Source organism: Acinetobacter sp. A1 (assembly GCF_012371315.1).
Taxonomy (GTDB): Bacteria; Pseudomonadota; Gammaproteobacteria; order Pseudomonadales; family Moraxellaceae; genus Acinetobacter.
The window spans coordinates 40,779-58,095 of sequence record NZ_JAAZQY010000017.1; the positions used below are offsets into that span (position 1 = coordinate 40,779).

The 17,317-nt window shown below is 43.1% G+C and carries 15 protein-coding genes; 7 read left to right on the top strand and 8 right to left on the bottom strand.

Translation table 11 applies throughout. The features are described from left to right. Nucleotides 1-120 precede the first annotated feature (120 nt). A complete protein-coding gene (locus HHA41_RS07935) occupies nucleotides 121-1,605 on the top strand; it encodes an OmpA family protein (protein WP_168461281.1) in 1,485 nt (494 codons plus the stop codon). A 392-nt stretch (nucleotides 1,606-1,997) separates the two neighbouring features. Here the strand turns inward: HHA41_RS07935 and HHA41_RS07940 are convergent, their stop codons facing one another. The 7 genes from HHA41_RS07940 to HHA41_RS07970 all read right to left on the bottom strand — a co-directional run bounded on the left by HHA41_RS07940 (nucleotide 1,998) and on the right by HHA41_RS07970 (nucleotide 9,957). Next, complete coding sequence (locus tag HHA41_RS07940; protein WP_168461283.1) at nucleotides 1,998-2,636, bottom strand: CoA transferase subunit B; 639 nt, start codon at nucleotides 2,634-2,636, stop codon at nucleotides 1,998-2,000. A gap of 4 nt (nucleotides 2,637-2,640) precedes the next feature. Next, complete coding sequence (locus HHA41_RS07945) at nucleotides 2,641-3,345, bottom strand: CoA transferase subunit A (protein WP_168461285.1); 705 nt, start codon at nucleotides 3,343-3,345, stop codon at nucleotides 2,641-2,643. 85 nt (nucleotides 3,346-3,430) lie between these two features. After that, nucleotides 3,431-4,333, bottom strand: coding sequence for a hydroxymethylglutaryl-CoA lyase (locus HHA41_RS07950; RefSeq protein WP_168461287.1), 903 nt, complete (start codon nucleotides 4,331-4,333; stop codon nucleotides 3,431-3,433). Continuing rightward, complete coding sequence (locus HHA41_RS07955; RefSeq protein WP_168461289.1) at nucleotides 4,330-6,324, bottom strand: acetyl/propionyl/methylcrotonyl-CoA carboxylase subunit alpha; 1,995 nt, start codon at nucleotides 6,322-6,324, stop codon at nucleotides 4,330-4,332. Before HHA41_RS07955 ends, HHA41_RS07950 begins: the two co-directional genes overlap by 4 nt. Nucleotides 6,325-6,342: 18 nt before the next feature. After that, nucleotides 6,343-7,137 carry an enoyl-CoA hydratase/isomerase family protein gene (locus tag HHA41_RS07960; RefSeq protein ID WP_104487408.1) on the bottom strand — a complete coding sequence of 265 codons (795 nt, stop codon included), beginning with the start codon at nucleotides 7,135-7,137 and terminating at the stop codon, nucleotides 6,343-6,345. A gap of 11 nt (nucleotides 7,138-7,148) precedes the next feature. Further along, nucleotides 7,149-8,750: a carboxyl transferase domain-containing protein gene (locus tag HHA41_RS07965; RefSeq protein WP_168461291.1), complete on the bottom strand. Its 1,602-nt coding sequence runs from the start codon at nucleotides 8,748-8,750 to the stop codon at nucleotides 7,149-7,151. Nucleotides 8,751-8,784: 34 nt separating this feature from the next. Next, nucleotides 8,785-9,957, bottom strand: a complete 1,173-nt coding sequence (locus HHA41_RS07970) for an isovaleryl-CoA dehydrogenase (protein ID WP_104487404.1) — start codon at nucleotides 9,955-9,957, stop codon at nucleotides 8,785-8,787. Between the two features lie 148 nt (nucleotides 9,958-10,105). Between HHA41_RS07970 and HHA41_RS07975 the strand changes: the two genes are divergently transcribed. From HHA41_RS07975 to HHA41_RS08000, 6 genes are all read left to right on the top strand, one after another. Next, entirely contained in the window at nucleotides 10,106-10,735 is a 630-nt protein-coding gene (locus HHA41_RS07975) for a TetR/AcrR family transcriptional regulator (protein WP_092818464.1), read from the top strand. 96 nt (nucleotides 10,736-10,831) lie between these two features. After that, nucleotides 10,832-12,520, top strand: a complete 1,689-nt coding sequence (locus HHA41_RS07980; protein ID WP_168461293.1) for an AMP-binding protein — start codon at nucleotides 10,832-10,834, stop codon at nucleotides 12,518-12,520. Nucleotides 12,521-12,692: 172 nt separating this feature from the next. Then, nucleotides 12,693-13,685 (top strand): biotin synthase BioB, encoded by a 993-nt coding sequence (gene bioB, locus HHA41_RS07985; protein WP_168461305.1) that lies wholly within the window; start codon nucleotides 12,693-12,695, stop codon nucleotides 13,683-13,685. A gap of 60 nt (nucleotides 13,686-13,745) precedes the next feature. Further along, nucleotides 13,746-14,432, top strand: coding sequence for a class I SAM-dependent methyltransferase (locus tag HHA41_RS07990; RefSeq protein ID WP_168461295.1), 687 nt, complete (start codon nucleotides 13,746-13,748; stop codon nucleotides 14,430-14,432). A gap of 98 nt (nucleotides 14,433-14,530) precedes the next feature. Beyond that, a complete protein-coding gene (locus tag HHA41_RS07995; protein ID WP_168419157.1) occupies nucleotides 14,531-15,328 on the top strand; it encodes a thioesterase family protein in 798 nt (265 codons plus the stop codon). Nucleotides 15,329-15,421: 93 nt separating this feature from the next. Next, complete coding sequence (locus tag HHA41_RS08000) at nucleotides 15,422-16,198, top strand: Rossmann-like and DUF2520 domain-containing protein (RefSeq protein ID WP_168461306.1); 777 nt, start codon at nucleotides 15,422-15,424, stop codon at nucleotides 16,196-16,198. A 123-nt stretch (nucleotides 16,199-16,321) separates the two neighbouring features. Here the strand turns inward: HHA41_RS08000 and HHA41_RS08005 are convergent. Further along, a partial coding sequence (locus HHA41_RS08005) for an IS66 family transposase (RefSeq protein ID WP_168461297.1) occupies nucleotides 16,322-17,317 on the bottom strand: 996 nt, incomplete at its 5' end.

Genomic DNA, 17,317 nt, shown 5'->3' on the forward strand with positions numbered 1-17,317 from the left:
ACTCCGTTGACGCAAATTTCATAACAAAATCAAAACACCACAATTTATTACATTTGTTTAAATTTTAAGCATATACACTAAAAAACAACTTGAAAACAAAGACAAAAAAGAGGGCTGTATATGCAAACAGATTTTATTGACCTACTCAAACAAAGTGTCTCATCTATTGTATTAGAAGGGGAAACCCAGCATTTGCTTGAAAAAAATCAGGCACTGAATAGCTTTTATCCCATTTTATTGTCTATTTTAAATTCACGTCCTGAATTAATAGATAATTTGCATCGACAGCTTAACCCTCGTGTGGGCGATGTCTTTGGTTCAAACTTGTCTTTAAAACAGCAGTTTATGGATATGGTGAGTGGCACAGCACCACAAGCCGAAATTGAAAATACACTGAATCGTTCAATTGCACCTAGCTTAAACTTTCTTGAAAATCAGGCAGGCTCATCAGACCCAGTTGCGATTCAACATTTATTGCAAAACAATTTAGATTCAATTCAGGCAGCTTTACCTCAATGGGCAACAGCATTATTGGCCGCTTTAGGTGTAAATAATGCTGCAGGGCAGACGATGCACCAAGCGCCAGAAGTGGTTGTGGCTGAACCCGTAGAAGAACGTCGTTCGTGGTTATTGCCAATTTTGGCTTTAATTATTTTAATTGGCTTATTGGCATTTTTATTCCGCGCATGTAGTGATCGTGATCAAGTCCCTGCAACCACGCAGACACAAGTGGCAGCTAATCAGGCTGCAATGTTACAAGTCAGTACGGGCAGTGATGGCAATTTAATTACCTGTCAAATTTTGCTGAATAATCCAAGCTATATGGAAATTCTACAAAAAGAGGTGAAGCAAATTTTCAATCATCCAACGGGTTGTGGTGCGGAAAATTATGCAAATTATCACTCAGAGTTTATTGATCAAGACGTTATTCCGAGTGTTTTAAAAATGCTGAAGGGTGTACCGAATGTCAATTTAAATTGGGTAGGTAATCAACTTTCAATTCAGGCAGCTAATCCTGCCGATGCAGAGCGTTTAGCGGGTCAAATCCGTCCATTGGCTAAAAACATGACGGTGGTGACTCAGCAACCGGTAGAAACCGCACAAACAGATGTCAATCATGCTGTTACTACAAGTATTAGCAATGCTGAACAGGCTTTAGCTGCGATTAATCCTGACAATATTCAAGCCTTAGATATTGCGACTGCATTGAACATGCAAATTATTAATTTTGACTCTGCATCTACACAAATTCCAGAAGCCAATAAGTCTATTTTAGATCAGGCTGCGGTATTGATGCAGCGTGCATCACAAGTTCATTTAACAGTGAAAGGGCATACCGATGCCGTGGGTGATGCCAATGCCAATAAAACCTTGTCACAACAACGTGCACAGGCTGTGGTGGATTATTTGGTATCGCGTGGTGTAAACCCAGGTCAGTTGCAAGCAGTAGGCTTTGGGTCAGAACAACCCATTGCGGCCAATGCAACCCCAGAAGGTCAATTTAAAAACCGCCGTATTGAGTTTGAAGTATTGAATGTAGATACGGGTACCGTACGTAGTGTGGAAGATGCAGGTGTAGTGGAACAGAAGGTAGCACAACCTTAAAAACGGTTTCATTTTCTTGTAGCATTGACTTTGTACTCAGCCTTTACTTTGTGAAGTGAGGGCTTTTTTTATTGCTGATCAATATCGAAGCATTATTCAAATATCAAAATCGAAAATGATTTTTGAGTTAAGTAAAACGTTTTCATAATCAAAAACTAATCATAAATGATCAGTTCAATGAATATTGAAAATACCCCCATCTTGGGGAGAAGACTTGGAGAAGGCGGACTGAATTATGCGCTTAAACGGATGTATGAAAGATGTTCAGTAAAAAGATGTTCAGTAAAATAAAAGTCTGAGAGTCAATATAAAATAAAACCTTTCCTCAGTAAGTTTTAAAGCATTGCCTCAAAACTTACTGAGGAGAAGGGGATTAAAAGACGGAAAGCACATTAAGCCGCTATTTTTTCTAAGGCTACACCTGTAACTTTTTGAATTTCATCAAAGCTGACATCGGGTGCAAGTTCGACCAGTTTTACCCCTTGTGGAGTAATATCTAAAACGCCTAAATCGGTAATGATACGATGCACCACCGCTTTACCCGTAAGTGGTAAACTGCACTGCGATACAATTTTAGGGGTGCCATCTTTGGCGCAGTGTTCCATCAGTACCACGACTTTTTGCACGCCTGCAACCAAATCCATTGCACCGCCCATACCTTTAACTTTTTTGCCCGGAATCATCCAGTTGGCCAGATCACCAGTTTCTGAAACTTCCATTGCACCTAAAATGGCGATATTGACGTGTCCGCCACGAATCATGGCAAAGGAGTCTGCACTAGAGAAAAAGGCGGCACCTTTACGCGCGGTGACTGTCTGTTTTCCAGCATTGATCAGGTCGGCATCTACCGTAGCCTCAGTCGGAAATTCACCAATACCGAGCAAGCCATTTTCAGACTGCAACCAGACATTAATATGGTCAGGAATATAGTTGGCTACCAGTGTTGGCAAACCAATACCTAAATTGACATAAAAACCATCTTCTAATTCTTGTGCGGCGCGTTGCGCCATTTGATTACGCGTCCAAGCCATGTGATTAAGCCTCCGCCTTTAAAGTCATTTGTTCAATACGTTTTTCTGGAGTTGCATTCAGGACAATGCGATTCACATAAATCCCCGGGAGGTGAATTTCATCGGGTTCTAAATCGCCAATCTCTACAATTTCCTCAACCTCTGCAATGGTGATTTTGCCCGCCATGGCACAGACTGGATTAAAGTTTTGTGCGGTTTTACGGAAAATCAAATTGCCAGCCTTATCTGCTTTATAGGCTTTAACTAAAGCGACATCTGCCGTTAAGGATTCTTCTAAAATATAGTCTTTGCCATTAAATTCACGGACTTCTTTGCCTTCTGCAATGACCGTACCAACACCTGTAGGAGTGAAAAATGCAGGAATACCTGCACCGCCTGCACGTAATTTTTCAGCCAGTGTACCTTGTGGGGTGAGTTCGACTTCCAATTCGCCATTTAAAAATTGGCGTTCAAATTCTTTATTTTCACCGACATAAGACGAAATCATTTTTTTAATTTGTTTGGTTTCAAGTAATAGACCTAAACCAAAACCATCGACCCCTGCATTATTAGAAATGCAAGTTAGTTGTTTTGCGCCTGTAGCTTTGAGCGCGGCAATCAGGGCTTCTGGAATGCCACATAAACCAAAACCGCCAACCGCTAAGGTCTGTCCATCCTGCACCACACCATTTAATGCAGCTTGTGCGCTGTCATATACTTTATTGGACATTTGTCACCTCTATTTATTTTCTATACGGCATTCACTTGCCGTTGCATTTGTTGCTTATAAAGCATTGTTCATACAGATTTGGGCTTTAAGCACAGGCCTTTTGCCAATAAGCATTGGCATAGTTGGAGGGATTGTTGCGCTGCAATACTTCGCTGATATTACGGCTAGCCTGCATTAAAGCATCCACCTGAATACCCGTTTCAAAGCCCATGTTGGAGAGTAGATAATACAAATCCTCAGTCGAGACATTGCCCGAAGCACCTTTGGCGTATGGGCAACCGCCTAGACCGGCAATGGATGAGTCAAATACCCGAATGCCTTGTAAGAGTGACTGATAAATATTGGCAATCGCCATACCATAGGTATTATGGAAATGACCTGCCAGAACTTTGGTATCGACTTGTGCCAAGCAAGCATTCCAAACTTTTTGTACACGGTCTGGGGTTGCTGTGCCAATGGTTTCACCCAAGGACACTTCATAACACCCCATGTCCAATAATTGCTGAGTGACTTTAGCGACCTGTTTCGGCTCAATTGCACCTTCATAAGGGCAGTCCACCATACAAGATACATAACCACGTACTTGAATATCATGTGCTTTGGCGAGGCGCATCACATCACTAAACTTTTCCAGACTCTCATCAATCGAACAGTTGATGTTTTTACGGGTAAAGCTTTCAGAAGCTGCGGTAAAAACCGCAACCTCTTTGCAACCTACTGCTAAAGCCGACTCAAAACCTTTTAAATTTGGCGTGAGTAAACTGAATTGAATGTTCGGGTCTTTGGGTAACTCGGCAAACAGCACATCGCTGTCTGCCATTTGCGGTACCCATTTGGCTGAAACACAGGAGCCAACTTCGATGTTTTTTAAACCCGTTTGCATTAAATCCAAAATCAGGTTTTTGCGGTCTGCCAATGTGAGTGGTGTTTTCTCATTTTGCAGACCATCACGTGGTCCAACTTCTACAATTTTGACAAATTCAGTCATGCAACTTCCTCCGTCAAGGCTTCAAACTCGACCAGTTCATCACCGGCTTTGACCTGATCACCTGCTTGGAAATATGAGCTTGCCACAATGCCATCAAAAGGTGCACGAATTGAATATTCAATTTTCATGGCTTCAAGGGTCATTAACACATCATCTTTTTTCACACGAGCATTGGCTGCGACCAAGACTTGGGTAATCACACCTGGCATTGGTGCGGTCAAGTTGTTGTCATTGTCTTGTTGATCATCACCTTTAAAATTAGCTTGCACATAGCCAAACACATGGCGCTGACCATTTTGGAATAGGGTGATGCCTTGGGCGTTTTGATTGAAAGCCAATTTTTGTTGCTGACCATTCACACAAAGCTGTAGACGATGCGCATCTAAAAGCTTGCCCTGAACGTTCAGTGTTTGCCCATTGAAGTGTGCTTCAAAACCTGATGATTGTGGTTTTAATTGAATTTTGAGTGTTTGGTCATTGCACTGTAATTGCACTGTGTAGGCGTTTTGTAGGTTTAAACGCCAGAAGTGATCTTTTTGCCAAACTGTGTTGTTTGCCGCTTTGTTGTTTTGTATACGAGACAGTACTTCAATTAACGCAGCAGCAACAATCGTTTCGGTAGCCACTTCAGGTTTTGCATTGAGTAAAAATGCTTCTTCACGTTGAATCAGGCCTGTATCCAAATTGGCATTTTTAAAAGAATCACACAGCACTAAGCGATCTAAAAAGGCAATGTTATTGCCCAAACCATCGACATGGAACTGACCTAAAGCATGGTGCATTTGTGTTAATGCAGCTTCACGGTTTTTGCCCCAGACAATCAGTTTGGCAATCATTGGGTCGTAGTAGGTGCTGATTTCATCACCTTCGACAATACCGCTGTCTACGCGCACAGCATCATTTTGCTCTGGATAATGCAGGTAGCTGATTTGACCAATGGCGGGGATAAAGCCTTTTTCTGGTTCTTCGGCATAGACACGTGCTTCGAGGGCATGACCGTGAATTTGCAATTCATGCTGCTGTTTTGGTAAGGGTTCACCAAAGGCCACTCGCAATTGCCACTCTACCAAGTCCTGTCCTGTAATCATTTCAGTGACTGGGTGTTCTACCTGTAGGCGGGTATTCATTTCCATGAAATACGCCGTACCATCTTGCTCGACAATAAACTCGACTGTACCTGCACCCACATAATTCACGGCACGTGCAGCATCAATCGCAGCTTGGCGCATGGTTTCGAGTTTGTCTTCTGGCATTTTAGGCGCAGGTGCTTCTTCAAGCACTTTTTGATGACGACGTTGCACCGAGCAATCACGCTCGAATAAGTGCACATAGTTGCCGTGAGTATCGCCAAAAACCTGAACTTCAATATGGCGTGGCTGAATCACATAGCGTTCAATTAGTACATCTTCATTGCCAAAACTAGAGCGTGCTTCACTCTTACATGAGGCAAGTGAGCTCAGAAAGTCTTCACTGCGTTCAACCAGACGCATACCTTTACCACCACCGCCTGCGCTGGCTTTAATCAATACCGGATAGCCAATGCTGTCGGCTTGTTGCTTTAAGAAAGCTGCATCCTGATTGGTGCCGTGGTAGCCCGGCGTTAGTGGCACGCCTGCTTTTTCCATTAAAGCTTTAGAAGTGGCCTTAAGCCCCATTGCTAGAATGGCTTCAACAGGCGGGCCAATAAAGACAATATTGTTGTCTTTACAGGCAAGGGCAAACTGGTCATTTTCAGACAAGAAACCATAACCCGGATGAATGGCTTGCGCACCGGTACTTTTAGCCGCCTGAATAATACGGTCAACTTGTAAATAACTTTGTGCCGCAGGGGATTCGCCAATATAAATGGCTTCATCTGCCAGTTTGACATGCTGTGATTGTGCATCAGCATCTGAGTAGACTGCGACCGTGGCAATACCGAGTTTTTTTGCCGTACGAATCACACGGCAGGCAATTTCACCACGGTTGGCAATTAAAATCTTTTCAAACATAGTGCGATCCTTCTTTTATTATGCCGTGGTCTTGATCCAAGCCGGGCTTTGTTTATTCAAAAATGCATTTAAGCCATTTTTCGCCTCATCTCCTTGGCGAATATGCGCAATATGCTGTGCAGTTTGTTGCAATAAGTCTTCGGTCAAGACTTGCTGATTGACCATCTGAATTAGTTGTTTAGAGGCATGCTGTGCGTCTGGGCCACCCAGTAAGAGGGCTTGTACAATGTCATCAATTTTGCTGTCTAGCTGTTCTGGTGCTGCCACTTCATGTGCCAAACCAATCTGCTGAGCCTGTTCTGCAGAAATACGTTCTGCCGTTAAAAAGTAGCGGGATGCCTGACGTGCACCAATGGCACGAATTACATACGGACTAATCGTGGATGGAGCCAGTCCTAAACGTACTTCGGATGTAGCAAATTTGGCATCCGTGCTGGCAACACAAATATCACAGGCAGAGGCCAAGCCCATACCACCACCAAAGGCAATGCCATGCACGCGGGCAATAGTCGGCTGCTTTAAAGTGGCTAAACTTTGCAGCATTCTCGCCAGTTTTAAGGCATCGGCTTGGTTTTCTGCTTCAGAGGCTTGACCTGCCTGTTTCATCCAGTTCAGGTCTGCGCCTGCAGAGAAGCTTTTGCCGCGTCCAGCTAAAATTACGACACGCACATCCTCACGCGTATTCAACTGCAGAAAGCAGGCATGTAATTCTTCAATCACTTGGGTATTGAAGGCATTGTGAAGCTCCGCACGATTAATCCAAACCGTAGCCACTTGATTTTGCTGTTCGAGTTGTAAAAATTGATAATCCATTTTGTCACCTCTTACATGCGGAACACGCCAAACTTGGTCGGTTGGATTGGGGCATTTAGAGCAGCAGCCAAACTTAAAGCCAACACTTCACGCGACTGAGCAGGATCAATCACACCGTCATCCCATAAACGTGCAGAAGCATAATATGGATGACCCTGACGCTCGTATTGATCACGAATTGGCTGTTTAAATTGGTCTTCTTCTTCTGCCGACCAGCTACCACCTTTGGCTTCAATCTGGTCGCGTTTTAATGTTGAAAGAACACTCGATGCCTGTTCACCACCCATTACCGAAATACGGGAGTTTGGCCATGTCCACATAAAGCGTGGCGAGTAGGCACGACCACACATGCCATAGTTACCTGCACCAAAAGAACCACCAATCACTAAAGTCAGTTTAGGTACATTGGCTGTCGCCACTGCCATCACCAGTTTGGCACCATTTTTAGCGATACCTTCATTTTCGTATTGGCGCCCCACCATAAAGCCTGTGATATTTTGAATAAATAGCAGGGGAATGCTGCGTTGGGTACACAGTTCAATAAAGTGTGCGCCTTTTTGTGCCGACTCGGAAAATAAAATGCCATTGTTGGCAATAATTCCGACAGGCATACCATAGAGTTTGGCAAAACCCGTAATTAATGTAGTGCCAAAGCGGGCTTTAAATTCGTCAAAACGTGAACCATCGACGATGCGGGCAATCACTTCACGTACATCAAATGGTTTACGTGCATCAGTCGGTACAATGCCATACAGTTCAGAGGCATCAAATAACGGTGCTTCTACCTGCTCTGGTTGTGGGTTTGGCTTTTTGTTTAAGTTCGCCACAATGTTACGGGCAATCGCCAAGGCATGTTCATCATTTTCTGCCAAGTGGTCTGCCACACCTGAAAGGCGAGTGTGCACATCACCACCACCCAAGTCTTCACTTGAAACGACTTCACCGGTAGCTGCTTTTACCAGCGGTGGGCCGCCCAAGAAGATTGTCCCCTGATTGCGTACAATAATGGTTTCATCTGACATAGCAGGTACATAAGCGCCACCTGCAGTACAGCTTCCCATCACCACTGCAATTTGGGCAATACCCATGCTCGACATGCGGGCCTGATTATAGAAAATGCGTCCGAAGTGATCACGGTCTGGAAAGACTTCATCTTGTAGCGGTAAATATGCACCGCCCGAATCGACCAAATAAATACAAGTCAGGTGATTCTGTTCGGCAATTTCCTGTGCACGTAAATGCTTTTTCACGGTCAGTGGGTAGTAAGTTCCACCTTTTACGGTGGCATCGTTGGCAATGATCATGCAGGTCACGCCATTCACCTGACCCACGCCTGCAACCACACCCGCAGCAGGTACATCATCCTGGTAGACCTGATACGCAGCCAATTGGCCAATTTCAATAAATGCGGTGCCAGGATCAATTAAGTGGTCAATCCGTTCACGTGGCAGCAATTTGCCTCGGTCTAAATGTTTTTGGCGTGCCGTTTCATCACCACCCAAAGCAATTTTTTGGACTTTTTCTCTCAGGTCATCGACCAATGCTTGCATAGCAGCCTGATTGTTTTTGAACTCGTCGCTGCGAATATTAATTTTGCTCTGTAATTGATTCATGCCAACATCCTTGTCTATTTTTGTGATTTATTCTTTAGGCAGTTTCGTTAAACAGTTCACGGCCAATCAGCATGCGGCGAATCTCTGAAGTACCTGCGCCAATTTCATAGAGTTTGGCATCACGCCATAAACGTCCTGCAGAGAATTCGTTGATATAGCCATTGCCACCCAAAGTTTGAATGGTTTCACCTGCCATCCAAGTGGCTTTTTCTGCTGCATATAAAATTGCACTGGCTGCATCTTTACGTAAACTGCGGCTGTGTTCAGCTTTGTCACATTCTGCGCCTACGGCATAAACGAGTGCTTTACATGCCAGCCAAGTTGAATACATATCGGCAATTTTGCCTTGCATCAGCTGAAACTCACCTAGTGCCTGACCAAACTGTTTGCGCTCATGAATATAAGGAATCACGGTGTCCATGCAGGCATCCATAATGCCTAAAGGACCAGCACTTAAAACAGCACGTTCATAGTCTAAGCCGCTCATTAATACTTTTACGCCATTGCCTACACCACCCAAGACGTTTTCTTTGGGTACTTCTACATTGTCAAAGAATAGTGGATAGGTATTCGAGCCACGCATACCCAGTTTATCTAAATGGCTGCCATGACTAAAACCAGGCATATTTTTTTCAATCAGGAATGCCGTCATGCCTTTGGCACCTGCTTGTAAATCAGTTTTAGCGTACACCACCAAAACATCGGCATCACCACCATTGGTGATCCACATTTTTGCGCCGTTAAGTAAGTAATGATCGCCTTTATCTTCTGCTTTTAGCTTCATGCTGACGACATCTGAGCCTGCATTGGGTTCAGACATAGCCAATGCACCGACATAATCACCTGAAACTAATTTTGGTAAATAGCGCTGCTTCTGTTCTTCTGTCCCATTTCGCTTAATTTGGTTCACACATAGGTTAGAATGAGCACCGTAAGACAAACCAATGGATGCTGATGCACGAGAAATTTCTTGCATGGCAATGATGTGAGCCAAATAGCCTAAGTTGGTGCCGCCGTATTCTTCACTCACGGTCAAGCCAAGTAAGCCCATATCGCCAAATTTTTTCCAAAGCTGGGCAGGGAATTCGTTATCACGATCGACCTGTTGTGCAATGGGTGCAATTTCTTTTGCACAAAAAGCAGCGATTGAATCACGCAGTGCGATTAAGGTTTCATCCAAACCGAAGTCTAAGCTTTGTAAATTCATGTATTCATCCATCCTGAGGTTATATTTGTTGTTCCTAAAACAAGCATTATTGTTGTGCTTAGGTTCTAACATACATCGAAAATTTAAAAAAGTGAACTAAAATTCACAAAATGATTTACAATTCATTTTATCTGGTTGAGAATAAGATATGAGTTATAAAAGATCTTCATTGATGCAGGAACGTATGGAACAAAATCGCAATGCGATTTTAGATTCTGCTCGTGAACTTATTGCTCATGGGGGCTTTAAAGAAGCGTCTATACAAGCCATTGCAGAACGCGCAGGCGTGTCTACAGGTTTGGTGTATCGCTACTTTGAAAATAAAAGTCAGATTCTGATTGAAGTTTTATCGGCTGCTATTCGTCGTGAAGTTGAAATTTTGGACCACATTGCGAAGTCAGATTTAACGCCAAAACAAAAATTGCAAAAATCAGTTACAACTTTTGTGAAGCGTGCGATGAACAGCCCCCAATTGGCGTATTCGTTAATGTTCGAGCCTGTAGACCCAGAAATGGAACATGAGCGTTTTCGCAGTAAACAACTGATCAAACAAAGCATCAAGGAGATTTTGGCTGAAGGAAAAGTCAATGGTGAGTTTGATTTTGAAGATTTAAACACTGCAGCTTTAGGTGTGGTTGGATCCATGACCTTTGTGGTGATTGAACCTTTGAATCCTTCTCGCAATGTAATGTTTGATCAAAATTATAAAGATTACTTTGTTAAACAAATTGCCGATTTTTGTGTGAATGCAGTGCGGAAACAGGAAGGAGGGAAATAAGAACAAAGCACAGAATAGGCAAAAAAGTAATCGTCGTCATAGAACAATTAATAGTGTTGGAAAACAGAATTACAAAGAATCAAGGAGATCGATTCAATGACACAAGTACGGTTAAGTTATGCCTATGGCACCAGTAATCAGCCTTTGTTAGGTATGACTATTGGTGAAAAGTTTGATCAGGCTTGCCAGCAATATGCAGATCAGGATGCTTTGGTAAGCGTGCATCAAAATGTGCGTTTGACTTATAAGCAACTCCAGCAACAGGTCAATGCCTTTGCCTGTAGCTTATTAAAACTCGGTTTTAAGAAAGGTGACCGCCTTGCCATTTGGTCTCCGAATTGTGTGGAATGGACAATCACTCAATTCGCAGCCTTCAAGGCAGGGGTGATTTTGGTCAACTTGAACCCTGCTTATAAAAGCAATGAATTGGAATTTGTGCTGAACAAGGTTTCCTGTAAGGGTTTGGTTATTGCATCGCAATTTAAAAGCACCAATTATCAGGAAATTCTCACCAAAATTGCGCCTGAGCTGTGTCTGGCAGAAAACAAAGTCCTCAATGCTAAGCGATTACCACATTTAAAGCATGTGATTAAAATTGATGAGCAGAGCCATACAGGTATTCATCGTTTTCAGGATTTACTACCAAGTCCAACCACGCACATGCTGAAAAAGCTAGATCAAATTGCCAGTGAATTGCAGTTTGATGAAACCATCAATATTCAATTTACCTCAGGCACGACAGGCAATCCGAAAGGTACCATGCTGACCCACAACAACATTTTAAATAATGGTTATTTTGTGGGAGAGGCGATTCATTTAAGTCCGCAAGATCGTGTATGTATTTCAGTGCCGTTATTCCACTGTTTTGGGATGGTGATGGGCAATTTGGCCTGTATCACACATGGCTCAACCATGGTCTATCCATCCGCAGTGTTTAATCCACTCGATACCTTAAAAGCCATTCAGCAAGAAAAATGTACGGCTGCTTATGGTGTGCCAACCATGTTTATTGCCATTTTAGAGCATGAGCAGTTTGATGAATTTGATTTGTCTAGCTTGCGTACAGGCATTATGGCAGGCAGTCCATGCCCGCAAGAAATTATGCAACGTGTGATAGACCGCATGCACATGTCACAAATCACCATTTGTTATGGCATGACCGAAACAGCACCTGTGAGCGCACAAAGTTCGACGGATGATTCGGTAGAACGCCGTGTCAGTACAGTCGGTCGAGTGCATCCACACTTGGAAGTTAAAATTGTGGATGAAGATGGCAAAGTTGTACCCCGTGGGCAATTAGGTGAATTATGTGTGCGCGGCTATTCGGTAATGCTAGGCTATTGGGATGAACATGACAAAACCCAGGAAGTCATTGATGTTGCACGTTGGATGCACACAGGCGACATTGCAGAAATGGACGATGAAGGCTTTGTGAAAATCAAAGGTCGCATTAAAGATGTGGTGATTCGTGGTGGAGAAAACTTATTCCCGAAAGAAATTGAAGATTTCTTATATACCCACGATGCAGTTTGTGATGTGCAAGTGATTGGTGTGCCAGATCATCGTTATGGCGAAGAGCTGTGTGCCTGTATTATTTTGCATGAACACCATGAATGTACCGAAGAAGTGATTCGTAAATATTGTGCAGAACACATTTCGCACAATAAAGTCCCACGCTATGTACGCTTCTTTAGTGAATTTCCAATGACTGCTTCAGGCAAGGCACAGAAATTTAAATTACGTGAATTTATGCGTGAAGAGTTGAATTTAAAGGAAATCGCTTAAGGTCTTTATTAAGACAATAAGCGGTGCATCCGCATGTTATGTTGTCAGTACACACCCTTTATTTCTTGTGTGGAGATAAAGGGTAAATAAAATCAAAAATATAGCGTCTGCTCAATAGTGAAAAGATACCGCAAAGTATAAGAGCGAAGCGCAATGATCAAGGATGAAAATGATGACCGTACGTAATGATTGGACCCGAGAAGAAATTCAGCAGTTATATGAACAGCCTTTTCTAGATTTGGTCTTTGAAGCACAGCGTATGCATCGCCAACATTTTGCTGCCAATACTGTACAAGTCAGTACCTTATTGTCCATTAAAACAGGCAAATGCCCTGAAGACTGTAAATACTGCTCGCAGTCTGCGCATTATGATTCACAACTAGAAGCTGAAAAACGCATTGCCGTTGAAAAAGTCATTCAAGAGGCCAAAGAAGCTTTAGAATCAGGCTCTTCACGTTTTTGTATGGGCGCTGCATGGCGTAACCCACATGAACGTGATATGCCTTATGTGTTGGAAATGGTACGTGAAGTAAAGGCACTGGGTTTAGAAACCTGTATGACTTTAGGCATGCTGAATCAATCTCAGGCAGAGCGTTTAAAAGATGCTGGCTTGGACTATTACAATCACAACCTCGACACGTCGCGTGAATATTATCCTAATGTGATCAGCACTCGCAGCTTTGACGATCGTTTAAATACCTTAGACATTGTGCGTCAAACTGGTATGAAAGTGTGTAGTGGCGGTATTGTTGGTTTAGGTGAAGACACCCAAGACCGTATTGGTTTATTGCATGAATTGGCGACATTGCCATTACACCCTGAATCTGTGCCGATCAATATGTTAGTGCCGATTGAAGGTACACCGTTGGCTGAAGTAGAAAAACTAGATGTGATTGAGTGGATTCGTACCATTGCGGTTACGCGTATTATTATGCCAAACAGTTACATTCGTTTATCTGCAGGGCGTGAATCATTGTCAGATTCAGATCAGGCTTTGGCCTTTATGGCAGGTGCAAACTCGTTATTTTCAGGTGAAAAGTTACTCACTACACCAAATGCAGGCGAAGGCAAAGACAAACAGCTGTTCCAAAAGCTAGGTTTAGTTCCTGAACGTGCCAAACCAACCGTTGCAGAATTATCTGTAGATGCAATGGCAGTGGCTTAAGCCGCTTTTAAAAAAAATATTAAGTTTTGATGTTAGTAAATTAAATAAGAATCATGTGATATGGCAAAAGATTTTCACAGTGCAAACGTGGTTGCAGGCTATGACAGTCATATTCGGAAACTCATTCCTGGCTATGAATTGGTACATCAGCAACTCAATGCGATTTTAAGCAGTCATTTGCCTGAAAATGCACAGCTTTTAGTAGTGGGTTGTGGCACAGGTTATGAGTTGCAGTATTTGTTGCAGCAGCATCCGCAGTGGCAATTTAGCGCAATCGACCCATCTTTAAGTATGTTGCACCAGGCAGAAAAAAATATTCAGTCTGTGGCAGGGTATGAACGTGTCCGTTTTATACAGGCAGACACGCAGCAATTTGCTCAGCAAGCACAGGTAGAAAACTTGCAGTTTGATGCGGCATTAGCGATTTTGGTGGCGCATTTTGTACCTGTGGCAGAAAAAAAATCATTCTTTCAAGATATTTACCAAACATTAAAACCTAGGGGTATTTTATTAAGCTATGATCTGATGCAGCAGACTGAAAACATTGAACTACGCTGGATGCAAAACTTGGCACTAGAGAGTGGTTTAACCGTGCTACAGGCAGAAAAAATGATTGCACGACTGGCCGATGATTTTCATTTAATTTCTGCAGAAGCACAGCAGTCATTACTCACTCAAGTGGGTTTTAGACAGTCTAAGACCTATTGTCAAATTATGAATTATTATGGTTTTTTTGCGCAAAAATAGGTTATAAATAATGTGATTTAACTATTAATCTTAATGCTGCGAGCAGCACTCTAAATCGTATCCATATAAAAATATTCGTATCAGGGAAAGAGGAAAAAATGTCAGCATATTACACTTTACTTAACCGTGAACAGCATGCAGATGGAAGCTGCACTACGCACTATCGTTCCAATATTCATGCACAAGGTGCGTGGAATCCGCATGAGCAGCACATGGCACCTGCAACGGGTATTTTATGTGCAGAACTAGAACAGTTTATGCCACGTGATGATATGCGAATTGGTCGGGTCAGTTTAGATATTTTTGGCTTAATTGCTGCTGGGGAGTTTACGATCACTACCCGTATGATTCGTCCAGGCAAAACCATTGAACTGATTGAAGCTGAAATGTGTGCCGAAGGGAAAACCTGTATTGTGGCGCGCGCATGGAAAATGAAAACCTCAGACACACGTGCAATTGCAGGGCTAGAAGACTTACCTGTAGAAAACCCTGAATATTTGGCCAATTGGGATGGTATGCGTTGCTGGCCGGGAGGCTATATTCAAAGTATTGAAACCCGAGCACATTTAGACCGTCGTGCAGGCAAGGGCATTGTCTGGCTAAGAAACCAATTGGAAATGGTTGAAAATCAAGCTACATCTAGTTTTGTTCGTTTAATGGGCATGGTAGATACCGCCAATGGGGTCGTACCACGTCTAGATCCAAATGAAGGTTGGGGTTTTCCAAACTTGGATTTACAAATTCATTTACATCGTTTACCGCAAGGCGAATGGTTGGGCTTGGAAGTGACACAACAATATGGTGAAGATGGAATCGGGCTGACCAGCGGAATTTTGCATGATACCCAAGGCCCATTTGGGCGTAGTGAGCAGATTTTAACTTTGCGTCAATTTTAAAATTGATGCGCGCTTAAACAAAAACATCAGGACGAATTGCTTCGTCCTTTTTTTATTGGCATGCTTGAGCAAATTACTTCACTTAAAAAGTTTATGCGTATTAGTTTGATTGGTGCAGGCCGTGTTGCACACCATTTGTCCCATGTTTTAAAAGCACAGCATCAAATTGTGCAAATTTATAGCCGCAGTCTGGACAAGGCACAGCACTTGGCTACGCAAGTTGGTGCAGCAGCAATTGCGCAAGTTTCTGAATTAAATGCAGAAGTTGATTTGGTGATTATTGCTGTAAGTGATCAGGCCATTGCACAGGTGATTCAGGATATTCATCCTTATTTAAGCCATGCTTTGGTTGTGCACACTTCAGGCAGTACCAAGTTAGATGTTTTGCAACAACATCATGCGCGTTCAGGGGTGTTTTATCCTTTACAAACTTTTAGTTTGGAGCGTGAAATTGATTGGTCACAAACGCCATTATTTATAGAAGCTGTATTTTCCGAAGATCAGCAGGTTTTATTCAATTTGGCAAATAGCCTAAGTAGTCGTGTTTATGCCTACACTTCAGAGCAGCGTTTGAGTTTGCATTTAGCTGCCGTATTTGCTTGCAATTTTAGTAATTATTGTTATGACATGGCTAAACAAGTGGTGGATGCAAAACAAGTGGATTTCAGCTTGCTGTACCCCTTAATTTTGGAAACTGCACACAAAGCCACACAAAATGAGCCTCGTCACATGCAAACAGGGCCTGCCATGCGTGGTGATCAAAATATTTTAAAGATGCATCAGGACTTGTTGGCAGCGGGGCAGCAACATGCACTTGCCGAAGTTTATGCGCTTATGAGCCAACAGATTTTAGAACGACATCAATCTTAGTCGTTTCTTAGTCAGTCTTTTGGATTTATGCCATAAAACTAACCCAGATAAAAAATGCTTCCGAATGGAAGCATTTTTTTTGTTGTAGAAATGTAAGCGTCCGCTGAACCCCATGCCTATTTTTTAATTTGAGTTGGATTTCCAGCGATGTGGTAGTAATTCTTCTATTTGGGTCGCTTTATGCGTCGGCAGCCTTTTCAGCACATCACTGAGATAGGCATACGGATCCAACCCATTCAGCTTTGCTGACTGGATTAAAGTCATGATATTTGCCGCTCGCTGTCCACTGCGCAGCGAACCTGCAAACAACCAGTTCTTACGGCCCAATGCCCAGGGACGCATTGAGTTCTCTGCCCAGTTATTGTCAATGGGTAGATTGCCATCATCCAGATAGCGGCTTAAGGCTGGCCAACGCTTCAGAGTGTAATTGATGGCCTTGGCGGTGGGAGAACTCGATGGCACTGTCAGATGATGTTGGTTGAGCCATTCATATAGTTGTTGCATCACTGGTTGACTATGCTGTTGTCGGTATTCGCGGCGGTCTTCCGCTGTACCATCGGTCTTTTTCCTGAGTTCGGCTTCTATCGCATACAGTTTCTGAATCAGCACCAATGCCTGTTCAGCGACCTGACTTTTCCCAGTTACATGCAGTTCATGGAATTTACGACGTGCATGGGCCATGCAGCCCACCTCAATGACCTGGCCTGATTTAAAGCGTGCTTTATAACCACTGTAATCATCACAGACTAGATAACCCTGCCAGCCTTTCAAGAACTCTGCAGCATGCTGGCCTGAACGACTATCCTGAAAGTCATAGATCACCGCCTGAACTGGATTGTACTGTGTGGTGGCATAGGCCCAGACATAACCTTTCTTCGGTTTTTTATTATTCTCACCCATCCGCATGATGGTGACCGGTGTTTCATCTGCATGCAGCACCTGCTGTTGTAGTACCACCTCTTTTAAGGCATTGGCCAGAGGTTCCAGTTCTACACCGCAGCGACCTATCCAGTCAGATAACGTTGATCTAGAAAGCTCGATTCCCGCCCGCTGATAGATCAGACGTTGACGGTACAGCGGTAAATGATCGGCATACTTCGATACCAGCACATGGCTGAG